24 protein-coding genes and 1 tRNA gene are annotated in these 21,617 nt (G+C 68.2%); 10 read left to right on the top strand and 15 right to left on the bottom strand.

All coding sequences use genetic code 11. The features are described 5' to 3' along the window. Positions 1 to 72 precede the first annotated feature (72 nt). Positions 73 to 873 (bottom strand): hydroxyacylglutathione hydrolase, encoded by an 801-nt coding sequence (gene gloB, locus CBM2588_RS11265; protein WP_115680588.1) that lies wholly within the window; start codon positions 871 to 873, stop codon positions 73 to 75. A 12-nt stretch (positions 874 to 885) separates the two neighbouring features. Between gloB and CBM2588_RS11270 the strand changes: the two genes are divergently transcribed. The 5 genes from CBM2588_RS11270 (at position 886) to CBM2588_RS11290 (ending at position 5,385) form a co-directional block, all read left to right on the top strand. Then, complete coding sequence (locus tag CBM2588_RS11270; RefSeq protein WP_115680589.1) at positions 886 to 1,686, top strand: methyltransferase domain-containing protein; 801 nt, start codon at positions 886 to 888, stop codon at positions 1,684 to 1,686. Positions 1,687 to 1,761: 75 nt separating this feature from the next. Beyond that, positions 1,762 to 2,199 carry a ribonuclease HI gene (rnhA, locus tag CBM2588_RS11275; protein ID WP_115680590.1) on the top strand — a complete coding sequence of 146 codons (438 nt, stop codon included), beginning with the start codon at positions 1,762 to 1,764 and terminating at the stop codon, positions 2,197 to 2,199. A 57-nt stretch (positions 2,200 to 2,256) separates the two neighbouring features. Continuing rightward, on the top strand, positions 2,257 to 2,997 hold the full coding sequence (dnaQ, locus tag CBM2588_RS11280) for a DNA polymerase III subunit epsilon (protein WP_115680591.1): 741 nt from the start codon (positions 2,257 to 2,259) through the stop codon (positions 2,995 to 2,997). Positions 2,998 to 3,084: 87 nt separating this feature from the next. Beyond that, positions 3,085 to 3,159: transfer RNA gene (locus CBM2588_RS11285), tRNA-Val, on the top strand. A 225-nt stretch (positions 3,160 to 3,384) separates the two neighbouring features. Further along, positions 3,385 to 5,385: a sensor domain-containing diguanylate cyclase gene (locus CBM2588_RS11290; protein ID WP_231942130.1), complete on the top strand. Its 2,001-nt coding sequence runs from the start codon at positions 3,385 to 3,387 to the stop codon at positions 5,383 to 5,385. A 105-nt stretch (positions 5,386 to 5,490) separates the two neighbouring features. Here the strand turns inward: CBM2588_RS11290 and CBM2588_RS11295 are convergent, their stop codons facing one another. The 6 genes from CBM2588_RS11295 to CBM2588_RS11320 form a co-directional block, all read right to left on the bottom strand. Beyond that, positions 5,491 to 7,230, bottom strand: a complete 1,740-nt coding sequence (locus CBM2588_RS11295; protein WP_373429509.1) for an ABC transporter substrate-binding protein — start codon at positions 7,228 to 7,230, stop codon at positions 5,491 to 5,493. Positions 7,231 to 7,350: 120 nt separating this feature from the next. Further along, complete coding sequence (locus CBM2588_RS11300; protein ID WP_111517597.1) at positions 7,351 to 7,659, bottom strand: DUF2160 domain-containing protein; 309 nt, start codon at positions 7,657 to 7,659, stop codon at positions 7,351 to 7,353. Between the two features lie 28 nt (positions 7,660 to 7,687). Beyond that, positions 7,688 to 8,554, bottom strand: a complete 867-nt coding sequence (locus tag CBM2588_RS11305; protein WP_115680593.1) for a carbohydrate ABC transporter permease — start codon at positions 8,552 to 8,554, stop codon at positions 7,688 to 7,690. After that, complete coding sequence (locus CBM2588_RS11310; RefSeq protein ID WP_115680594.1) at positions 8,547 to 9,431, bottom strand: carbohydrate ABC transporter permease; 885 nt, start codon at positions 9,429 to 9,431, stop codon at positions 8,547 to 8,549. Before CBM2588_RS11310 ends, CBM2588_RS11305 begins: the two co-directional genes overlap by 8 nt. Continuing rightward, positions 9,428 to 10,534 (bottom strand): ABC transporter ATP-binding protein, encoded by a 1,107-nt coding sequence (locus CBM2588_RS11315; protein WP_115680595.1) that lies wholly within the window; start codon positions 10,532 to 10,534, stop codon positions 9,428 to 9,430. The genes CBM2588_RS11310 and CBM2588_RS11315 overlap by 4 nt, the downstream gene beginning before the upstream one ends. Before the next feature lie 3 nt (positions 10,535 to 10,537). Then, on the bottom strand, positions 10,538 to 11,659 hold the full coding sequence (locus tag CBM2588_RS11320; RefSeq protein ID WP_115681463.1) for an ABC transporter ATP-binding protein: 1,122 nt from the start codon (positions 11,657 to 11,659) through the stop codon (positions 10,538 to 10,540). Between the two features lie 173 nt (positions 11,660 to 11,832). On the opposite strand from CBM2588_RS11320, the gene CBM2588_RS11325 reads away from it, so the two are divergent. Further along, complete coding sequence (locus CBM2588_RS11325) at positions 11,833 to 12,603, top strand: DeoR/GlpR family DNA-binding transcription regulator (protein ID WP_111517593.1); 771 nt, start codon at positions 11,833 to 11,835, stop codon at positions 12,601 to 12,603. 154 nt (positions 12,604 to 12,757) lie between these two features. Here CBM2588_RS11325 and purU read toward each other — a convergent pair whose 3' ends face one another. Then, positions 12,758 to 13,624, bottom strand: coding sequence for a formyltetrahydrofolate deformylase (gene purU / locus CBM2588_RS11330; protein WP_115680596.1), 867 nt, complete (start codon positions 13,622 to 13,624; stop codon positions 12,758 to 12,760). 120 nt (positions 13,625 to 13,744) lie between these two features. Then, positions 13,745 to 14,632 carry an NUDIX hydrolase gene (locus CBM2588_RS11335; RefSeq protein ID WP_115680597.1) on the bottom strand — a complete coding sequence of 296 codons (888 nt, stop codon included), beginning with the start codon at positions 14,630 to 14,632 and terminating at the stop codon, positions 13,745 to 13,747. A gap of 56 nt (positions 14,633 to 14,688) precedes the next feature. Between CBM2588_RS11335 and glpK the strand changes: the two genes are divergently transcribed. The 4 genes from glpK to CBM2588_RS11355 all read left to right on the top strand — a co-directional run bounded on the left by glpK (position 14,689) and on the right by CBM2588_RS11355 (position 18,853). Beyond that, positions 14,689 to 16,260 (top strand): glycerol kinase GlpK, encoded by a 1,572-nt coding sequence (gene glpK, locus CBM2588_RS11340; RefSeq protein WP_115680598.1) that lies wholly within the window; start codon positions 14,689 to 14,691, stop codon positions 16,258 to 16,260. A 76-nt stretch (positions 16,261 to 16,336) separates the two neighbouring features. Next, on the top strand, positions 16,337 to 17,941 hold the full coding sequence (locus CBM2588_RS11345) for a glycerol-3-phosphate dehydrogenase/oxidase (RefSeq protein ID WP_115680599.1): 1,605 nt from the start codon (positions 16,337 to 16,339) through the stop codon (positions 17,939 to 17,941). A gap of 61 nt (positions 17,942 to 18,002) precedes the next feature. Continuing rightward, entirely contained in the window at positions 18,003 to 18,380 is a 378-nt protein-coding gene (locus CBM2588_RS11350) for an MliC family protein (protein WP_115680600.1), read from the top strand. Between the two features lie 92 nt (positions 18,381 to 18,472). Beyond that, positions 18,473 to 18,853 (top strand): hypothetical protein, encoded by a 381-nt coding sequence (locus tag CBM2588_RS11355; protein WP_013957324.1) that lies wholly within the window; start codon positions 18,473 to 18,475, stop codon positions 18,851 to 18,853. Between the two features lie 42 nt (positions 18,854 to 18,895). Here the strand turns inward: CBM2588_RS11355 and CBM2588_RS11360 are convergent, their stop codons facing one another. From CBM2588_RS11360 to CBM2588_RS11385, 6 genes are all read right to left on the bottom strand, one after another. After that, on the bottom strand, positions 18,896 to 19,180 hold the full coding sequence (locus CBM2588_RS11360) for a hypothetical protein (RefSeq protein ID WP_115680601.1): 285 nt from the start codon (positions 19,178 to 19,180) through the stop codon (positions 18,896 to 18,898). Between the two features lie 101 nt (positions 19,181 to 19,281). Next, on the bottom strand, positions 19,282 to 19,506 hold the full coding sequence (locus CBM2588_RS11365) for a hypothetical protein (RefSeq protein WP_012353266.1): 225 nt from the start codon (positions 19,504 to 19,506) through the stop codon (positions 19,282 to 19,284). 113 nt (positions 19,507 to 19,619) lie between these two features. After that, the gene (locus CBM2588_RS11370) at positions 19,620 to 20,033 is read right to left on the bottom strand and encodes a YXWGXW repeat-containing protein (protein WP_115680602.1); all 414 of its coding nucleotides are present in this window, start codon (positions 20,031 to 20,033) and stop codon (positions 19,620 to 19,622) included. A gap of 138 nt (positions 20,034 to 20,171) precedes the next feature. Beyond that, a complete protein-coding gene (locus tag CBM2588_RS11375) occupies positions 20,172 to 20,375 on the bottom strand; it encodes a hypothetical protein (protein WP_092309492.1) in 204 nt (67 codons plus the stop codon). A gap of 68 nt (positions 20,376 to 20,443) precedes the next feature. Then, positions 20,444 to 20,746: a lysozyme inhibitor LprI family protein gene (locus CBM2588_RS11380; RefSeq protein WP_231942131.1), complete on the bottom strand. Its 303-nt coding sequence runs from the start codon at positions 20,744 to 20,746 to the stop codon at positions 20,444 to 20,446. A gap of 165 nt (positions 20,747 to 20,911) precedes the next feature. Further along, complete coding sequence (locus CBM2588_RS11385; RefSeq protein ID WP_115680604.1) at positions 20,912 to 21,373, bottom strand: DUF4149 domain-containing protein; 462 nt, start codon at positions 21,371 to 21,373, stop codon at positions 20,912 to 20,914. Positions 21,374 to 21,617 lie beyond the last annotated feature (244 nt).

Genomic DNA, 21,617 nt, shown 5'->3' on the forward strand with positions numbered 1-21,617 from the left:
TGATGCTAAAAAAAACCGCGTATCGCGTCAATCAGATTTTCCACATAGCCGGTATCCGGAGCCGGCCACGCCTCAGCGGAAGTTGTCCTTCCAGCCACGCAGCGCGCCGAACGCCTGCGCATCGCCCGCGGTGGCGCCCCCATGGGCCGACACCGCGGCGCGCACCGCCGGTTCGCGCGAGCGCAGAAACGGGTTGACCTGGCGCTCGTGGGCGATGGTGGTTGGCAGCGTCGGCTGGTCCGCGGCGCGCAGCGCCTCGACGCGCTGCTCCCATGCCTCGAGCGCGGCGTTGCCGGGCTCCACCGCGCGCGCGAAGCGCACGTTGCTGCGCGTGTATTCGTGCGCGCAATAGACGCGGGTGTCGCCGGGCAGCGCGGCCAGCTTGTCGAGCGACGCCAGCATCTGCGCCGGCGTGCCTTCGAACAGGCGCCCGCAGCCGCTGGCGAACAGGGTATCGCCGCAGAACACCGCCGGGCCGGCTTCGCCGAGGTCCGCGACATAGGCGATATGGCCGGCGGTGTGGCCGGGCACGTCCAGCACGCGCAGCGTCAGCGCCGGCGCCTCCAGCGTCGCCACGTCGCCCTCGCGCAGCGCCCGGGTGCGCCCGCCGATACGCTCGCCCGCCGGCCCCAGCACGGGAAGCGGTTCGCCCGAGGGTGCGCGCGGATGCGCCGCCAGCAGCTCGGCCACGCCGCCCTGGTGATCGCCGTGGTGATGGGTGATTACAATAGCGCCCAGAGCCAGACCGCTTTGCGCCAGGAAGCGCTCCACCGGCGCGGCCTCGCCAGGATCGACCACGGCGGCGCAGTGCCCGTCGTGGATGGCCCAGATATAGTTATCCTGGAACGCCGGGATCGGCTCAACCTTCAACATGCGCATGCTCCTATGTCCAATCGTCCCAATCACCCGATTGTAAGCTGGGAAGACTGGCTGGCCTCGCCGCCCGGCGAGTACATGCTGCGCTGGGAAGCGCAGCAGTACGACCGGACCGTGGCCGACATCTTCGGCTATCACGCGGTCCAGCTGGGACTGCCCTATATCGACACCCTGCGCGAGAACCGGATGCCGTTCTCGGCGCTGGCGCTGGATCCGTCCAGCGGCCCGCACGGGCCCCGTGCCGCACATCCGGACGCGCGCCAGCTGCTGTGCCGCTTCGACGAACTGCCGTTCGACACCCAGAGCATCGACCTGGTCACCCTGCCCCACATCCTGGAATTCGCCGAAGACCCGCATGAAGTGCTTCGCGAAGTCTCGCGGGTGCTGATGCCCGAGGGCCGCGTGGTGGTGACCTGCTTCAACCCGATGAGCCTGTGGGGCGCGCGCCAGGGCATGAACCGGCTCGGCGCCACGCCGTTCCTGCCGACCGACGCCCAGCAGATCGGCTTCGTTCGCATCAAGGACTGGCTCAAGCTGCTCGGCTTCGATATCATCCGCGGCCGCTTCGGCTGCTATTGCCCGCCGTACCGCACCGACCGCTGGCTGCAGCGCGCCGCCTTCATGGAAAAGGCCGGCGACCGCTGGTGGCCGATCTTCGGCGCGGTCTATATGATTTCGGCGATCAAGCGCGTGCGCAATATCCGCCTGGTCGGACCCGCCTGGAAGACCAAGCCGGCGCTGGCGCCGGTGTCGGCACCGGTGGCCACGCCCACCGGCACCCACGGCAAGACCCCGGGCAGGGAACGCTGACGCGGTGCGGCCGCGCGCGCTCCGCCCTCGCCCTCAATGCGCCGCCCGACCCGCGGGCGGCCACCACGGAATCACATGCAAGAAGTCACGATCTACTCCGACGGCGCCTGCAAGGGCAATCCCGGCCGCGGCGGCTGGGGCGCAGTGCTGGTCGCCGGCACCAGCGAAAAAGAGCTCTTCGGCGGCGAGCCGAACACCACCAACAACCGCATGGAAATGACCGCCGTGATCGAAGCGCTGCGCGCGCTCAAGCGGCCGTGCGTGGTGCGCGTCTATACCGATTCCCAGTACGTGCAGAAAGGCATCAGCGAATGGCTGCCCGGCTGGAAGGCGCGCGGCTGGAAGACCGCCGACAAGAAGCCGGTCAAGAACGCCGACCTGTGGCAGGCGCTGGATGCCCTGGCGCAGCCGCACCAGATCTCCTGGCACTGGGTGCGCGGCCACAACGGCCACCCGGGCAACGAGCGCGCCGACGCGCTGGCCAACCGCGGCGTCGAATCGATCGGCCGCTGACCGCAACCTTCAGCACCACCAACAACAAGCGCGGAACGCCCGCCCCGCTCCGCTAGAATGCCCGCCATGCGACAAATCGTTCTCGATACCGAAACCACCGGCCTGAATGCCGCCACCGGCGACCGCCTGATCGAAATCGGCTGCGTCGAGCTGATGAACCGCCGCCTGACGGGACGCCACCTGCACTTCTACGTCAATCCCGAGCGCGATATCGACGAGGGCGCGATCGCGGTCCACGGCATCACGGTCGAGTTCCTGGCCGACAAGCCCCGCTTTGCCGAGGTCGTCCACGATATCCGCGAGTTCGTGCAGGACGCCGAGCTGATCATCCACAACGCGCAGTTCGACCTGGGCTTCCTCGACATGGAATTCCAGTTGCTGGGCCTGCCGCCGTTCCGCCAGCATGTCGGCAACGTGATCGATACCTTGCGCGAAGCGCGGCAGATGTTCCCCGGCAAGCGCAACTCGCTTGATGCGCTGTGCGAGCGCCTCGGCATCAGCAACGCCCACCGCACGCTGCACGGCGCGCTGCTGGACGCCGAACTGCTGGCCGAGGTCTACCTGGCCATGACGCGCGGCCAGGATTCGCTGGTGATCGACACGCTCGACAGCGGCAGCGGCCAGGGCGGCGTGGTCACCACCGCCGACCTGTCGCGGCTGGCCCTGCCGGTGCTGCGCGCCACGGACGAGGAGCAGCAGGCCCATCTGGCCCTGCTGAAGGGATTGGACAAGGCCAGCAGCGGCAAGACGGTATGGCAGGAAGATCCTGTCGAAGCCCCGGGAACGCTGGCCGCATAAGAAATTCAAAAAAGGGCTTTACAAGATACAAGAACCTCTGCATAATCTCATTTCTCTGCTGCACGACGGCAACGACGACGCAGACAGGGGTGGTTAGCTCAGCGGTAGAGCACTGCCTTCACACGGCAGGGGTCACAGGTTCAATCCCTGTACCACCCACCAGTTTCAAAAAAGCCAGCCTCGCGCTGGCTTTTTTCATTTCCGCATCCATTCCCCGCCCTTTCCGAAAGCACCCCACTTGGGTACTGCACCCGCTGTTGCAAAGAGTTTCGAAATGTCGCTTGACTTCTGCTAATCTTCTTTCCACGTCACCGGACCGGCGATTCCACTCGCAAGCGGGTCGATGGACGGGACACCGGGTCAGTGCGCACAAGAAAGAAGTCAATCATGCAGCACTCTTTGAAGTATCGGATGGCGTTGGCCACGGCGGGGGTGGTGACGCTGATCATCGTGCTGCGCGCGCTCTACGCCCAGTATTACGCCTATGACAGCCTGAAAAACCTGCTGCAGGCGCAGCAGGACACGCTGGTCGAGATGGTCGCCGAGCAGCTCGATGAAAAGCTGCAGGGCCGCGCCGCCGTGCTGCAGCGGCTGGCGCGCCAGTTTGCCGCCACGCCCGCAGCCAGGCCGGCAGACTTGCGCCGGGCGGCGCAGGGCCTGGTGGACATTCCCGACACCTTCAACGCCGTTTTCCTGGCCGCGCCGGACGGTGAACTCACGTTCAGCACCGCCGTGCCGGATGGCGTGCACCTGCGCGTCAACGACCGCGATTATTTCCGCGACGTGATGCAGGGCCAGTCGTTCGCGGTGTCGGACCTGATCCAGGGCAAGCAGACCAACTCACCGGGCGTGGTGCTGGCGGTGCCGATGCTGGGGCCCGCCGGCGAACTGCGCGGCGTGGTCGGCGGCGTGCTGAACCTGGCGGACAGCAACTTCCTGCGCGAGCTGTCGCACAGCCGGGTCGGCACCACCGGCAGCTTCTGCCTTGTGTCTTCCGGCACCAACCCGCGCTATGCAATGCATGCCGACGTGTCGCGCGTGCTGGCGCCGGCGCGCGCCATCGACGAGGCCTGCGGCGCCGACCAGCCGCCGGCGTTGCTGGAGATCCTGACGCCGACCCAGCCGATCGTCGCGCGCTACCTGCTGGCTTCCAACGGCTGGGAGGTGGTCGCGGTGCTGCCCGCGGCCGAAGCCTATGCGCCGCTGATCACGGCGCGCCAGCGGACGCTGGTGATGGGGGCGATCACCATGGTGATCGCGGCAGCGCTGATGTGGCTTGTGATGTGGCGGCTGCTGGCGCCGCTGCAGCGGCTGCACCGCGCGGTGCGCCAGCTCGGCACCGACCCGAAGGCCGTGGCGGACCTGCCGGTCGGCCGTGCCGACGAGATCGGCGAGCTGGCGTCGAGCTTCGCCGAGGTCGTGGCCCGGCTGTCGGAGCGCGAGGCCGCGCTGCAGGCCGCCAAGGACCGCGCCGCCGCCAGCGAGAAGCGCATCGAGGCGATTGCCAACCATGTGCCGGACTTTATCTCCTTCATCGACATGCAGCAGCGCTATGTCTTCGTCAACGAGGCGTATGCACGTCGCTACGGCTTGCCGGCGCAGCAGATCGTGGGCCTGTCGCTGCGCGAGTTGTGGGGCACGCAGGAATACATGGCCTGCCAGGCCTACCTGCAGCAAGCCGGCACCGGCCAGGCCGTGACCTTTACCCGCGAAAGCGCGGACGGCACCGAGTGCATCGAAATCACCTGCCAGCCCGCGTGGAACGATGCCCAGGACACCGTGGTCGGCCTGCATATGTTCGGGCGCAACGTCACCCACGAGCGCGAAAAGCTGCGCAGCCTGGAAGCGCAGACCGTCTCCGACTACCTGACCGGCCTGCTCAACCGCAAGGGCTTCGACCGGCGCCTGGCCGAAGCCATGGCGCGCGCCGGCGCCAGCGCGTGCCCGCTGGCGCTGCTGCTGGTGGACCTGGACGACTTCAAGGCGGTCAACGACAACCACGGCCACCCCATCGGCGACCAGTTGCTGGTGGCATTCGCGCAGCGGCTGCGCGCCTGTGTGCGCAAGGGCGATGCGGTAGCGCGCATCGGCGGCGACGAATTCGCGGTGATTCTTGACGGCATTGCCGACCGCCAGGCCATGGCCTCGGTGGCCAACACCATCGTGCAGGCAGCGCGCATACCCTTCGTGATCGATGGCCATACGCTGGCGGCGTCGGCCAGCGTCGGCGCGGCCCTGCGCGATGCGCGGCACGCCATGACCGTGAGCGAACTGTTCCTGCACGCCGACATGGCGCTGTATCAAGCCAAGCGGCATGGCAAGGCGCGCTATGCCGCGCAGGCGGCCGATACGGCAGAGCCGTCCGACCTGGCATCGCAAGCAGGGTAGCTCAGGCGGAATGAATGCGGCGGCTTTGCTCCCTCTACCGCAAGCGGGAGAGGGAGCATCCAATGGGCTATTCAGGGCCCGACGTTAGCCGCAGCCTCAAACCCCTCAGCGCACCTGCCCTTCCTTCCACGCCTGCAGCAGCTTGTCGTAAGGGATGGTCTCGCCCTTGGGCTTCTCGTTGGCGAGCTTCTTCCACGGCGCGTGGTCGTTCGACAGCCACTTGCCCGGATCGCCCTTCGCATTCAGCTTGGGCGCGCAGTGGCTCATGCCGGCGCGCTGCAGCCGCGCCATGACCTGGTCCATCTCATCGGCGAGCGTGTCCATCGCGGCTTGCGGCGTCTTCTCGCCGGTCACCGCGGTGGCCACGTTCTTCCACCACAGCTGGGCCAGCTTCGGGTAGTCCGGCACGTTGGTGCCGGTCGGGGTCCACGCCACGCGCGCGGGGCTGCGGTAGAACTCGACCAGGCCGCCATACTTGGCCGCGTTCTTGGTCAGGTAGTCGTGATGGATGTCGCTGTCGCGGATAAAGGTAAGCCCGGTCAGCGACTTCTTCAGCGATACCGTCTTCGAGGTCACGAACTGCGCGTACAGCCACGCGCCGGCCAGCTTGTTGGGATCGGTGTTCTTGAAGAAGGTCCACGAGCCCACGTCCTGGTAGCCATTCTGCATGCCCTGCTTCCAGTACGGCCCATACGGCGACGGCGCCATGCGCCACTTGGGCGAGCCGTCGGCATTGACGACCGGCAGGCCCTTCTTGGTCATGTCGGCGGTAAAGGCCGTGTACCAGAAGATCTGCTGCGCCACCTGCCCTTGCGCGGGCACGGGGCCGGCCTCGGAGAAGGTCATGCCCATCGCCTGCGGCGGGGCGTACTTCTTCATCCAGTCGATGTACTTGGTCAGCGCGTAGACCGCCGCCGGACTGTTGGTGGCGCCACCACGCGCCACCGAGGCGCCGACCGGCGTGCATTTGTCCTCGGCCACGCGGATGCCCCACTCGTCCACCGGCATGCCGTTGGGCAGGCCCTTGTCGGCGGTGCCGGCCATCGACAGCCAGGCGTCGGTGAAGCGCCAGCCCAGCGAGGGGTCCTTCTTGCCGTAGTCCATGTGGCCGTAGACCTTCTTGCCGTCGATCTCCTTCACGTCGTTGGTGAAGAAATTGGCGATGTCCTCATAGGCGGACCAGTTGGTCGGCACGCCCAGGTCGTAGCCGTACTTGGCCTTGAACTTGTCCTGCAGGTCCTTGCGCGCGAACCAGTCGGCGCGGAACCAGTACAGGTTGGCGAACTGCTGGTCAGGCAACTGGTACAGCTTGCCATCCGGCGCGGTGGTGAACTTGGTGCCGATGAAGTCCTTCACATCCAGCCCGGGGTTGGTCCATTCCTTGCCGGCGCCGTTCATGTAGTCGGTCAGCGGCAGGATCGAGCCATAGCGGTAGTGCGTGCCGATCAGGTCGGAGTCGGAGATCCAGCCATCATAGATCGACTTGCCTGACTGCATCGAGGTCTGCAGTTTCTCCACCACGTCGCCTTCCTGGATCAGGTCATGGTTGACCTTGATGCCGGTGATCTCCTCGAACGCCTTGGCCAGGGTCTTGGATTCGTACTCGTGCGTGGTGATGGTCTCCGACACCACGTTGATCTGCGTGACACCCTTGGCCTTGAGCCTGGCGGCGGCATCGATGAACCACTTCATCTCCGCAGCCTGCTTGTCCTTGGACAGCGACGAGGGCTGGAATTCGTTGTCGATCCACTTCTTCGCTTCCGCTTCGCCCGCCCAGGCGGCGCCGCAAGCCAGCGCGGCCGCGCAGGCAAGGGCTGACATCCCCAACGTCACGTGCACTTTCATCGGTGTCTCCTCAAGAATCCCCTGCCCCGGTCTTGGTCTGGGTGGCGGCCCCGGGGTGGGGACAAGCCGCGTTTCCCGTTATTGCTTGCTATTGCTGGCCAATGCCGGCCGGCAGCGGCGCTAGCCCTTGCGCAGGATCAGCGCCAGCACCAGCATCGACGCCACGAAGCTGATCCACACCGAGGGCTCTTCCGGCAGCGCCAGCCAGGCGGCGACCTTTTCGCCCAGCCCGACCCACGCCAGGTTGATCCACGCCGCGCACATCAGCCCGATGAAGAGCCGGTCGCCGCGGGTGGTGGCGATCGGCAGGAAGCCCTTGCGCAGCACCGACGGCGAGCGGATTTCCAGGATCGTCATGCCGATCAGCATCACCACGATGCAGCCAAAGAACACCGCCACCGGTGTGGTCCATACCATCCAGCTCAGCATTGGCGCCGTCTCCTTGCGAAGGCCTGCGTTAAACGCGGCCCATCGCGAAGCCCTTCGCGATGTAGTGCCGCACGAACCAGATCACGATGCCGCCGGGTACGATGGTCAGCACCCCGGCCGCGGCCAGCACGCCCCAGTCCATGCCCGATGCCGACACCGTGCGCGTCATGGTGGCGACGATGGGCTTGGCGTTGACCGAGGTCAGCGTGCGCGCCAGCAGCAGCTCGACCCAGCTGAACATGAAGCAGAAGAACGCGGCCACGCCCACCCCGGCCTTGATCAGCGGCAGGAAGATAGTCAGGAAAAAGCGCGGAAACGAGTAGCCGTCGACATAGGCGGTCTCGTCGATCTCGCGCGGCACGCCGGACATGAAGCCCTCCAGGATCCACACCGCCAGCGGCACGTTGAAGACCAGGTGCGCCAGCGCCACGCCCAGGTGGGTATCCATCAGCCCGATGCTGCTGTAGAGCTGGAAGAACGGCAGCAGGAACACCGCCGGCGGCGTCATGCGGTTGGTCAGCAGCCAGAAGAACACGTGCTTGTCGCCGATGAACTGGTAGCGCGAAAAGGCGTAGGCGGCCGGCAGCGCCACGCCGATCGAGATCACGGTGTTCATCGCCACGTAGATCATCGAGTTGAGGTAGCCCGAATACCAGGACGGATCGGTGAAGATGGTCTTGTAGTGCTCGAGCGTGAACTGGCCCGGCCACAGCGACAGCGTCGAGACGATCTCCTCGTTGGTCTTGAACGACATGTTGACCATCCAGTAGATCGGCACGATCGCGAACACCAGGTAGGCCAGCAGGAAGCCGGCGCGCCACCAGGCGGCGCGGTTGGCCTGCGCCGGGATCGCGGTGGGGATCACCGCGGGCACTGCCGAAGAGATCTCAGCCATGGGGCATGTCCTCGCTGCCGGCGGTGCCCGCGCGCTGCATCCAGTTGTAGAGGATGAAACACATGAGCAGGATGATCAGGAAGTAGACGATGGAAAATGCCGCCGCGGGACCCAGGTCGAACTGGCCAACGGCCTTCTGGGTCAGGTATTGCGACAGGAACGTGGTGGCGTTGCCCGGCCCGCCGCCGGTCAGCACGAACGGCTCGGTGTAGATCATGAAGCTGTCCATGAAGCGCAGCAGCACCGCGATCATCAGCACGCCGCGCAGCTTGGGCAGCTGGATAAAGCGGAACACCGCCAGGCGCGAGGCGCCGTCGATCTGCGCGGCCTGGTAGTAGGCGTCGGGGATCGCGCGCAGGCCGGCATAGCACAGCAGCGCCACCAGCGGCGTCCAGTGCCAGACGTCCATCACCAGCACGGTGATCCAGGCATCGAAGGCGCTGCCGGTGTAGTTGTAGTCGAAGCCGAGCCCCTCCAGCGCCGCGCCCAGCAGGCCGATGTCGGTGCGGCCAAAGATCTGCCAGATGGTGCCGACCACGTTCCAGGGAATCAGCAGCGACAGCGCGATGATCACCAGCACCGCCGACGCCTTCCAGCCCCGGGCCGGCATCGACAACGCCAGCAGGATGCCCAGCGGAATCTCCACCAGCAGCACCGCCAGCGAGAAGCCGAGCTGGCGCAGCAGCGCGTCGTGCAGCTCGCCGTCGCGCAGCACCGTGCGGAACCATTCGGTGCCGACGAACACGCGCCGCTCGGGCGAGATGATGTCCTGCACCGAGTAGTTGACGATGGTCATCAGCGGCAGGATGGCGGAAAACGCCACGCACACCACCACCGGCAGCACCAGCAGCCAGGCCTTCTGGTTGACTGGTTTCATGACACCAGCTCCTCGTTGACGTAGTAGCAGGTATGCCGGTTGAACACCGACAGCCATGCCGTGTCGCCCGCGCGCAGACCGGCCGCCTCGGCGCCCAGCCGCGCGCGCAGCGTGCCGGCCTGCGCGCCCGCCTCCTGCACCGCGCCGGTCAGCAGCCAGTAGGTGCCGATGTCCTGGGCGCGCTGCACCTGCACCGGCACCGCCTGCGTGTCGCGCTCGGGCGCCAGTTGCAGGTATTCCGGGCGGACCCCGATGCGGAAGCTGCCGGCCGCGCGCAGCGCCGCTTCCACCGGCGGCGCCACCGACGGCAGATAGCGCCGCCCGGCCACGTCGATGGCGCCGTCGCGCCATTGCCCGGACAGGAAGTTCATGCCCGGCGAGCCGATAAAGTGACCGACGAAGGTATGCGCGGGCCGCTCGAACAGCGCGTCGGCCGGCCCCACCTGCACCGCCTTGCCGCGCGACATCACCACCACCTGGTCGGCAAAGGTCAGCGCCTCGGTCTGGTCGTGGGTCACGTAGATCAGCGTCAGGCGAAACTCGTGGTGGATTTCCTTCAGCTTGCGCCGCAGCTGCCATTTGAGCTGCGGGTCGATCACCGTGAGCGGCTCGTCGAACAGGATGGCCGACACGTCCTGGCGCACCAGCCCGCGCCCGAGCGAGATCTTCTGCTTGGCATCGGCGGCCAGGCCGCTGGCGCGGCGCCCGAGCGTCGCCGACAGGTCCAGCATCTCGGCAACGCGGCCGACCCGCTCGCGCACCTGGGCTTCCGGCACGCCGCGGTTGCGCAGCGGGAAGGCCAGGTTTTCGCCGACGGTCATGGTGTCGTAGATCACCGGGAACTGGAACACCTGGGCGATATTGCGCGCCTGCGGCGTGGCGCCGGTGACGTCGCGTCCGTCGAAGGCGATGGTGCCGTGCGAAGGCCGCAGCAGGCCGGAAATGCAGTTCAGCAGCGTGGTCTTGCCGCAGCCGGACGGGCCCAGCAGCGCATAGGCGCCGCCGTCTTCAAAGGTGAAGCGCAGCGGCAGCAGCGCGTAGTCATCGTCGGTGCGCGGATCGGGCACATACGAGTGCGCCAGGTCCAGGTCGATGCGCGCCATGTCTCAGCCTCCTGCCGCCGCGGTGCCGCCGGGCACCTCGGCCGCGAGGCCGCCGGGCCGGCGCGGCGCATGGATGCGGCGCCCGTCGGCGTCGAACAGGTAGAGCTGTTCGGGCAGCAGGTGCAGCGTCACCGGCGCGCCCAGCCGCAGGTCGAGCACGCCCGCGAACTGCGCCACCAGGTTGCCCACCGTGGTATCGGCGTGGACGAAGGTGTCCGACCCCGACAACTCGGCCAGCGCCACGCGGCCCGGCACGGCGACCGCGCCGGCCTCGCCCGTCAGGCGCAACGCCGAGGCGCGCACGCCAAGCGTGACCGGGCCGTCGTGCGCCGCCACGCCGGGCACCGGTACTTCGATCGCTCCCGGCAGCGTCACTTTGCCGCCCTCCAGCCGGCCCTCGACCAGGTTCATCGGCGGATCGTTGAAGGCGCGCGCCACGCGCAGCGAATCGGGATAGTGGAAGACCTGCGGCGTGGGGCCGTACTGCAGCAGCTCGCCGGCATCGAGCACCGCGGTGTGCCCGCCCAGCAGCAGGGCCTCGCCGGGCTCGGTGGTGGCGTAGATCACGGTGGCGTCGCCGTGCGCGAACAGCTGGGTCAGCTCTTCGCGCAGCTCCTCGCGCAGCTTGTAGTCCAGGTTGACCAGCGGCTCGTCCAGCAGCATCAGCGGGGCTTCCTTGGCCAGCGCGCGGGCCAGCGCCACGCGCTGCTGCTGGCCGCCGGAAAGCTCGGCCGGATAGCGCTCCAGCAGGTGGTCGATATGCAGCCGCGCGGCCAGCTCGCGCACGCGCGCGGCGATCTCGCCGGCTGCGGCCTTGCGCCGCAGCCGTAGCGGCGAAGCAATGTTGTCGAAGACCCTTAGCGACGGGTAGTTGATGAACTGCTGGTAGACCATCGATACATTGCGCTCGCGCACCGGCATGCCGGTGACGTCGTCGCCGTCGACCAGCACGCGCCCGGCGCTGGGCCGGTCCAGCCCCGCCATGACCCGCATCAGCGAAGTCTTGCCCGCCTGCGTCGCGCCCAGCAGGATGGTGACCGCGCCGGGAACCGGGGCCAGCGTCAGCGGATACAGATACGCCTGCGAACCTGCCTGCTGTGCGACGCCTTCCAAACGTAGCTGCATCCGGCCTCCATGTTCGATATGCTGCCGGCCGATGACGCTGCCGACCATACGGCTTGCGTTCGATGCAGGCGCACCAATCTTGGCTTCACGCTCGTTTTAGCAACAAAACGAACATAAAACAATAGTGCACCGCATCATTTTGTTTTCGTTTGTGTTTGAACTAGAATCCCGGCATGACCCTCAATCCCCGCCAGACGGCCCTGCTGGAAGAAGTCCGCACCCAGGGCTTTGCCTCCATCGACGAACTTGCGCGCAAGTTCGGCGTAACGCTCCAGACGGTGCGCCGCGATGTCAACATGCTGGCCGAGAACGGCATGCTGGCGCGCTTCCACGGCGGGGTGCGGGTGGAAGACTCCACCACCGAGAACATCGCCTACCGGCAGCGACAGGTGCTCAATGCCGAAGGCAAGGCGCGCATCGCGCGCGCGGTGGCGGCCGCAGTGCCCGAGGGCTGCTCGCTGATCCTGAACATCGGCACCACGGTGGAAGAGATCGCGCGCGGCCTGGTGCACCATCGCGGCCTGCGCGTGATCACCAACAACCTGCACGTGGCCAATATCCTGGCCGACAACCCCGATTGCGAAGTCATCGTCGCCGGCGGCGTGCTGCGCTCGCGCGATCGCGGCATCGTCGGCGAGGCCACGGTGGAGTTCATCCGCCAGTTCAAGGTCGATATCGGGCTGATCGGTATCTCGGGCATCGAGGCCGACGGCACGCTGCGCGACTATGACTTCCGCGAGGTCAAGGTGGCGCGGACGATCATCGAGCATTCACGCGAGGTCTGGCTGGCGGCGGACGCCAGCAAGTTCAACCGCCAGGCCATGGTCGAGCTGGCGCATGTGTCGCAGGTGGACCGGCTGTTTACCGACGCGCCGCTGGCGGCGCCGTTCGACCAGATCCTGGCCGACAGTGGGGTGAAGTGTGTGGTGGCGGAGCGGGAGTGATTGCGGGACAGGCGCTGCTGCCGCCGTGTCGGCAGTGGCGCCGCTGCGCGTGCCGGCAGTGCCTGGCGCGTGGGTTCTGGCGCAGGCCTGCCCTCTCCCCTGGCCCCTCTCCCGCAAGCGGGAGAAGGGAGCAAACCAAGGGCACAGGAAAGGATTACTTGAACACCACGGTCTTGTGGCCGTTCAGCAGGATGCGGTGTTCGGCATGCCACTTGACCGCGCGCGCCAGCGCCACGCATTCGACGTCGCGGCCGACGGCGGTGAGCTGGTCGGGGTCCATGCTGTGGTCCACGCGCTCGATCTCCTGCTCGATGATCGGACCTTCGTCGAGGTCGGCGGTGACGTAGTGCGCGGTGGCGCCGATCAGCTTCACGCCGCGGTCGTGCGCCTGGTAGTACGGCTTGGCGCCCTTGAAGCTGGGCAGGAACGAATGGTGGATATTGATCGCGCGGCCGGCCAGCTTGCGGCACAGGTCGTCGGACAGCACCTGCATGTAGCGCGCCAGCACCACCAGGTCGATCTTCTGCTCCTGCACCACGTCGAACACGCGCGCTTCCTGCGCGGCCTTCTGCTCCGCCGACGCGTTCATCAGCGGCAGGTGGAAGAACGGCACGTCGTACGACGCCGCCAGCTGGTAGAAGTCGCGGTGGTTCGAGACGATGGCCGCGATCTCCACCGGCAGCCCGCCCGCCTTGGCACGGAACAGCAGGTCGTTCAGGCAATGGCCGATCTTCGACACCATGATCATCACGCGCGGCTTCACCGTGGCATCGTTCAGCTCCCACTGCATGCCGAACTGGTCGCCCACCGGCGCGAACGCGGCCTTCAGCGTGGTCAGGTCGGGACCACCGGCGGCCGGGGTGAAATGCACGCGCATGAAGAAGCGGCCGGCGTACTCGTCCCCGTACTGGTCGGAATCGACGATATTGCAGCCGTGCTGGAACAGCAGGCCCGAGACAGCGTGGACGATGCCCGGCTGGTCAGGGCACGAGAGGGTCAGGATGAATCCGGTGGTGCTCATGGTGTGTGGTTCTGTCTGGGTGGCGCGGCGCAAGGCCGGGAAAGCCAGGGGGGCTCGGTCAGTGCAATGGTCAATACGGCGGGCAATACCGGGACAAGCGGCGATGGACCCTGCGGCGGCTCAGTCGTGATCGCCGGCATCGAGCCAGCCACGCCGTCCAAGGGCATCCAGCGTCACCAGTGTCGCATCGACCGTCATGGCGCCGGCCGACATGATAGCAAGCAATGGCGCCAGCCCGACGCGCCGGTGCTCGCTGACCTCGCCGTCCTGGTTGTGCGGAATGAAGTCCGGCGGCAGCAGCAGGTCGTAGACGTAGACCTGCTCCCACTGCACGCCTTCGGGCAGGTCGCGCAGCACCTCGATCATGCCGTGCGCCTGCACGCGCCGCGCCAGCGCGGGCGGGATGCCGGACTCTTCCTCGCACTCGCGCACCAGCGTCGCCAGCGGATCGCTGCCGTGGGGCATGCCGCCGGCGACCACGTTGTCCCACATGCCGGGGTCGACGGCCTTGGCCGGGCTGCGGCGCGAGATCCACAGGGCGGGCTGGCCGCCCGCGGCGCCGTCGACGATGCCGTTCATGTGCGAGGCAAAGGTCAGCAGCCCCAGGAAGCGCGCCGCGGCACGCTCCACCACCGCGACCGACGACGCATCCAGCGCGGCGGTGACGGCGAACAGCTCGTCGCGCCAGCCGCGCACATGGCCGGCGTCGGCCAGCTGGCGGGCCAGCGCCTGCAGCGCGGCGCTGCGCGCCTCGAAATCGTCGCGGCCGGGCAGCAAGGCCACCGCCACGGAGCCATCGGCGAGCGCCTGCTCCGGGCCCAGCACGGCGCCAGGGCCGATGTCGATGCCGCGCAGGATGCCGGCATGCGCGCGCGGCAGCCAGCCGACCTGCCGGCCGTCGGCCATCAGGCGCAGCTTGGCGGCGGCATCGAAGCCGCTGCGCGCCGCCAGCGAGGCGGCGATCCGTGCGGTGACCCCGGCCGCCGGCAAAGAGGATGTTTCAGCCATCAGGATTCCATGCACCGGCCACGCCGGCGCGCATTGTCATTGTCAGGATCGAACGCATGAACCAGCCCGCCGCGCAGGCGCAGCGCCCTGCCCCGTCCCAGCTTCCCGCCGAGCCGCAATACGTGCTGGCGCTCGACCAGGGCACCAGCAGTTCGCGCGCCATCCTGTTCGACCATGCCGGCAACGTGGTGCGGCTGGCGCAGCGCGAGTTCCGCCAATATTACCCACATCCCGGCCACGTCGAGCACGACCCTTACGAGATCTGGCAATCGCAGCTGGCGGTGGCGCACACGGTGCTGGCCGACGCCGGCATCGGCGCCTCGCAGGTGCGCGCCATCGGCATCACCAACCAGCGCGAGACCACCGTGCTGTGGGACCGCAAGACCGGCGAGCCGGTCGGCCGCGCGCTGGTCTGGCAGGACCGCCGCACCGCGCCGATGTGCGAGGCGCTGCAGGCCGCCGGCCACGGCGAGCTGTTCCGCGAGAAGACCGGCCTGGTCATCGATGCCTATTTCTCCGGCACCAAGCTGCGCTGGATGCTCGACAACATCGAAGGCGCGCGGGAGCGCGCGCAGCGCGGCGAACTGGCCTTCGGCACCGTCGACAGCTGGCTGATCTGGCAGCTGACCGACGGCGCGCGCCATGTCACCGACGTCTCCAATGCCTCGCGCACGATGCTGTTCAACATCCACAGCTTCGAGTGGGACGACGCGCTGCTGGCGCTGCTCGACATCCCGCACGCGCTGCTGCCAGAGGTGGTGCCCTCCAGCGGCGAGGTCGCGCGCACGTCGGCGCGGCTGTTCGGCATGCCGATCCCGATTGCCGGCATCGCCGGCGACCAGCAGGCCGCCACCTTCGGCCAGGCCTGCCTGGTGCCCGGCATGGCCAAGAACACCTACGGTACCGGCTGCTTCCTGCTGATGAATACCGGCGCGCAGCCGGTCACGTCGCATAACCGGCTGCTGACCACCATCGGCTGGCAGTACCGTGGCCAGACCCAGTATTGCCTGGAGGGCGGCGTGTTCATGGGCGGCGCCACCATCCAGTGGCTGCGCGACGGCCTCAAGATCATCCAGAGCGCGCCCGAGGCCGAGGCGCTGGCGCGCCAGTGCGACGACAGCGGCGGCGTGGTGCTGGTGCCGGCCTTTGCCGGGCTGGGTGCGCCGCACTGGGACGCCTTTGCGCGCGGCACGCTGGTCGGCATGACGCGCGGCACCGGCAGGCCGCAGATCGCGCGCGCGGCGCTGGAATCGATCGCGCTGCAAAGCGTGGACGTGCTCGAGGCCATGCAGAAGGACGCCGGCATCGCGCTGGCCGAGCTGCGCGTGGACGGCGGCGCGTCGCGCAGCGACCTGCTGATGCAGATGCAGGCCGACCTGCTCGGCACCCCGGTGGTACGCCCGCGCGTAACCGAGACCACCGCGCTGGGCGCGGCCTACCTGGCGGGCCTGGCCACCGGCTACTGGAGCGACCCGGTGCAGATCGCGCAGCAATGGCAGGTGGAGCGGCGCTTCGAGCCCAACCTGTCGGCCGACCAGCGCGGCCACCGGCTCGCGCGCTGGCACCGGGCGGTCGAGCGCGCACGCGACTGGGCGCGCGAGGACGACGCCGGCGCCGGCCACGGCTGAGCGTCGATCAAACCCGCCCAGCGCCAGGTCCGGACCATCCGAACATTTTAGCCAGCACCCACCACACACCAGCGTCATGCAAAGTCTTCCCACCCCGATCCAGCCGCCCAGCCGCGCCGCGCTGCTCGCCACCCTGGAGCGCGAGCCGCGCTGGGACGTGATCGTCATCGGCGGCGGCGCCACCGGCCTGGGCACGGCCGTCGATGCCGCCTCGCGCGGCTACCGCACGCTGCTGGTCGAAGCCGCCGACTTTGCCAAGGGCACCTCGAGCAAGGCCACCAAGCTGGTGCATGGCGGCGTGCGCTACCTGGCGCAGGGCAATATCGGCCTGGTACGCGAGGCCCTGCACGAGCGCGGCCTGCTGGCGCGCAACGCGCCGCACCTGGTGTGGCCGCTGGGCTTCGTGGTGCCGGCCTACCAGGTGTTCGACCAGCCCTTCTACGGCATCGGCCTCAAGCTCTACGACATGCTGGCCGGCAACCTCAACCTGTCCGGCAGCCGCTGGCTGAACCACAGCGAGGTGCTGGCCGCCGCGCCCAACCTGGCCGAGCACGTTGGCGGTCGCCCGCTGCGCGGCGGCAACCTTTATTTCGACGGCCAGTTCGACGATGCGCGGCTGGCGGTGGCGCTGATGCGGACCCTGTTCGACGTCGGCGGCACCGCGCTCAACTACATGCGCGCGACCGGGCTGAGCCAGCAAGGCGGCGTGATCAGCGGCGTGACGGTGCAGGACGTGCTCGGCGGCGCCACCTTCCGGCTGCGCGCCGATTGCGTGATCAATGCCACCGGCGTCTGGGTCGATGCCATCCGCCAGATGGAAGACGGGCATGCCCGCACCATGGTCGCGCCCAGCCAGGGCGTGCACCTGACGCTGCCGCGCAGCTTCATGCCCGGCGAGCGCGCCATCCTGATCCCCAAGACCGACGACGGACGCGTGCTGTTCGTGGTGCCGTGGAACGGCCACACCATCGTCGGCACCACCGACACGCCGCGCCGCGACCTGCCGCTGGAGCCCGATGCGGGGGCCGACGATGTCGATTTCATCCTGGAAACGGCGTCGCGCTACCTGGCCAAGGACCCCACCCGCGCCGACGTCACCAGCGTCTGGGCCGGCCTGCGGCCGCTGGTGCGGGCTACCGGCGAGGCCTCCACCGCGTCGCTGTCGCGCGAGCATACGATCCTGGTGTCCAGGGCCGGGCTGATTACCGTCACCGGCGGCAAATGGACCACCTACCGCAAGATGGCCGAAGACGTGATCGAGACCGCGATCCAGCGCCAGATGGTGCGCGCCGCGCCATGCGTGACCGCGGAGCTGCCGCTGCATGGCGCCGCCGGCTTGCCGGCCGACCTGCCGCCGCCGGATTCGGGCTCGCCGGACCGCTACTACGGCAACGAGCTGGGCCTGCTGCGCGCGCTGCCGGGACACGATCGGATGCTCGCCGGCGCCTCGGGCCTGACCGAGGCCCATGTGCGCTTTGCCGCCCGGCATGAGCTGGCGCGCCGGGTCGAGGACGTGCTGGCGCGCCGCAACCGCGCGCTGTTCCTGGACGCGCGCGCGGCCGTTGACGCGGCACCGGCGGTGGCCGCGATCCTGGCCGAAGAGCTTGCCGAGGATGCAGCCTGGCAGGCGCGCGAGGTGGAAAGCTTCCGCACGCTCGCGGCCGGCTACATGCTCGGCTGAGCGCTCGCCGGAGTGTCGCCATCCACCCGAACACAAACTTTCGACCAGACCAGACCACGCCATGCGCGATCGACCGACGCTGTCCCGCATTCATATCGTTGCCCTGCTGGCCGCGCTCTGCGCCAGCGCCACGGCCTACGCCGCCCGCGCGCCGGGCATCGACGGCGTGCGCTTTCCCGAGGTGCGCACCATGCGCTACCAGTGCGACGGCGGCAAGACGCTGACGGTGCGCTACTTCAACAGCCCCGACAACCAGGCCGCGGTGTTCCGCATCGAGGGCAAGCCGGTGCTGGCGGTCAGCACGGTGGCGGCGTCCGGCGCGCGCTATGTCGGCGGACGCTACGAATGGTGGACCAAGGGCGAGTCAGGCACGCTGCGCGACCTGATGCAGGCCGAGAACGCCCCGCCCGCGCTGGCCAACTGCCACGCCGGGAGGTAGCGGGCACGGTCGCGGCACGGCCCGGGCCACGCCATCTTTTGAAGCCGCGGCGTTCCGGGCGATAATGCGGGGATTGAATCAGGGAGAACACCATGGACGAGATTGAAGATCTGTCCGATCTGCCAATGCCCCGCTTTATCTGGGGCTTCGCCGTGATCGCGGGCAAGGGCGGCGAGGTCATGCACGACGAATTCGAGTACCTGACCCACACCCGCAGCCCGCGCTTCACCTGCCGCGTGGTCGAGCTGGAGGACATGCCGGCCGAAAGCGAAGAAGACGCCATCGACGGCCGCATCGTCCACGATGACGACCCGAGCCGCATGTTCTACATCACCGATGCCGGCATGGCGCTGGTCAATTTCCAGCTGTTCGACAAGATGCCGGACAAGCAGAAGTTCAAGCGCATCTGCGACGAAGCCATCGCCAACTGGATGCTGCGCCGCGAGTTCCTCGACGAAGAGGAAGAGGACTGATACAGCGCCCGGGCCAGTGGCGGCGCGGCCGCCGCGCGGCGCTCAGGCCTGGCCCGGCTCCGGCGGCAACGCGCCGGCCAGCACTTCATTGAGCAACCCGGTCATGCCGCCCGGGTGATCAGCGGCCAGCGCCTGCAGGCGCTTCACCAGCGCGCCGTCGAGCTTGCACGCGAACGGCACCAGACCCTGCTCCTGGTCCAGCCGGCGCTGCTCGCGCCGATCCGGGCGCTGCGCGGCGCCGGGAATGCCGCCCCGCGCTGCCGCCGCCTGCTTCAGGCTGTTGGCGATCTTCAGCCCCTTGTTTTTTTCCAGGTCCGTTTTCTTCACGGCAATATCCGAAAGTCTGTAGAGGGCGGTATTGTACGCACCCGCGGCGCCGGCCCGGCCGGCGCTATGGTGGTGGTGTCCGTTGCAGGCCTGTGCCTCGGCTATTCGTCGCTGACTTCGATCAGCTCGGCCGCCACCCGCTGGATTTCCGCATAGACCGGTATCGCGTCCATCGGGCCGGTGCAGCCCACCGCCGTGGCCTGGCTGGCATCGGCGCCGGGCGGCAGGAACACAAAGGCCATGCCCGGTTGCCAGCCGGGGTGCTTGCGCAGGCTGTCGTTGAGGATGTCGAGATACTGCGCGCGCGTGAAAACGTGCCTTGCCATCGCTACCTCCGGAATCCGCTGCCGATGCGCCGCGCGGGCGCGGGTGTCATGGCGGGGATCGTAGCATGGCCGGGGGGCCCGGCGTCACCGTGCGGCGCCGGGCGGCGGGCAGGTCAGCACTCGCCCTTCTTGGCGTGGCCGGGCGGGCAATGGCTGCCCTTGTTGCCTTTACCGTTGCCCTTGTCCTTGTACCCGCCCTGGTCCCAGCGGCCTGGCACCAGCACCCAGCCGTCGCGCGCCTGGACCCAGCGCGGCGCCTCATAGACATAGCCCGGGCGCTCGCGCTCCCAGCGGCCCTTCTTCCAGGCGTGCTTGCGGTGGTGATCGTCCCAGTCCCAGTAGCCCGGCATCCAGACATAGCCGGCGCGCGGCGCGGGCACGGCCTCGTAGATCGGCGCCGGCGGCGGCACGCCAATGGCGATATTGACCGAGACCTGGGCCAGCGCCCCCGCGCTGAGGGTCAGGCCCGAACCTAGCAACGCGGCCAGCAGCAAGGCCCTGGCCGGGCGAAGCGCGCAATCCGTCATGGGAGTCCTTTCTTGTGGAGGAACATGCCCATAGTCTAGTGCGCCGTGGGCCTCCGGCAAGTCAAGAATCGATATTGGCCCGCCATGGATGCCGGCGCGCAACAGCCCGGTGCAAGCCCCGCTTGCGCGTGGGCGATGCTAGTGATCCTCGGCCATCGCCTTGAGCTGGGCCTCGCCCGCAACGCGCGCGGCATCGGAGGTGGTGAAGGTATCGTCCGACACGATCGCGCGCCTGACCTGCTGCGCGCTGAAATCCACCAGCGCGATGACCCACACATAGCGCCCCGACTGGGGTGCGGTCTGCACGAAAGCCTTGAGGTTGTGGCGCGATTCGTTTGCCATGATCCCATCTCCGGTTGAGACGTGCCGCAGCACAGGGGTCAGGCAACTCTAGCACAAGGCCCGCCAGCTCACCGGCCGGCGGCCTCGGTGGCGAAGTCGCGCAATTCGCGCACGCGCGCGGCGGTCATCTCCAGCAGGCACGACGCGCCGGCCACGCGCGCCGCGCTGCCGCCGGCAGGATTGGAGACATAGGCGCAATTGGCCTGGCGGTACTCCAGCCAGGCCCGCTGCGCCACCCGCAACTGTCCGGTGCGCGGCGCCTCCAGCCGCCGCAGCAGCGACTGGTAAGCGCGGTTCAACGCCGTATCCTGCACGCGCGACTCCAGCGCCGCGCAGTTGAGCATGTCGGCGGTCGAAACGGCCTTGTCCATGCAGCGCTCATAGTCGGCGCTCAGGCCGCCATTCTGCGTGCCATTTTCCGCGGCGGCGACGGGGAGGGCCGCCACGGTCAGACCAGCGACGGCAACACATGCAAGCACGCGCATAGCAATTCTCCGTTTGCGTGGTTGTGACAAGACCAGCCAACGCGGAGCCGCTCAGGCAAGCCAGCGACCCAGCGTCGCCACGGCGATATTGGCCAGCCCCAGCACGAGGTTGGTCCCTACCGCCTGCCGGATGCGGTTCAGGGCGGCACCGGCGGCTGGCCAGTCCTGGGCATCGACGGCGCGGCCCAGCACCCGGTTGGGGCCGAACCAGACGTAGCAGAAGATCCCCGCCATGATGACGCCGATGCCCAGCATCAGGTGCCAGTTGCGTGGTGCGCCCGCCATGCCAGTTGCCGCCATCATCGCGCCACCGCTCAGCAGGATCGCCACCACCGACGCCCATACCCACGGGAAGAAGCGGGCAAACACCCCGCGCCACAGGCGCAGGCGCGGCGGCGGCTCCAGCAGCTTGCCGGCCACCGGCCGCAGGCACAGGTAGGCGAAGAACATGCCGCCGACCCAGACGGCGACGCCGGTCAGGTGCAGCAGGCGGAGAAGAGGATCGGCGATCATGGCGACAGGGGGCGAGTTGGACGAATTGGGGCGATGGCCACATTCTAAGTGTTGCGTCCGCCACGGCGAAGCCTTGGCATGCGCGCAGCAGCGGTCGCAGCAGGGTTCAGAAAAACAACAGCGGGGCCGATAAACATTTCGTATCACGCCGCGCCACGAGCCGGTCTCTGAAGTATCCCGCTCGTGCCGCCCGTTTTCGCCCGATCCACGGCAAAGCCGCACGCTTGACCACCCGGAACCCGGC

Source organism: Cupriavidus taiwanensis (assembly GCF_900250075.1).
GTDB classification, from domain to species: Bacteria; Pseudomonadota; Gammaproteobacteria; order Burkholderiales; family Burkholderiaceae; genus Cupriavidus; species Cupriavidus taiwanensis_C.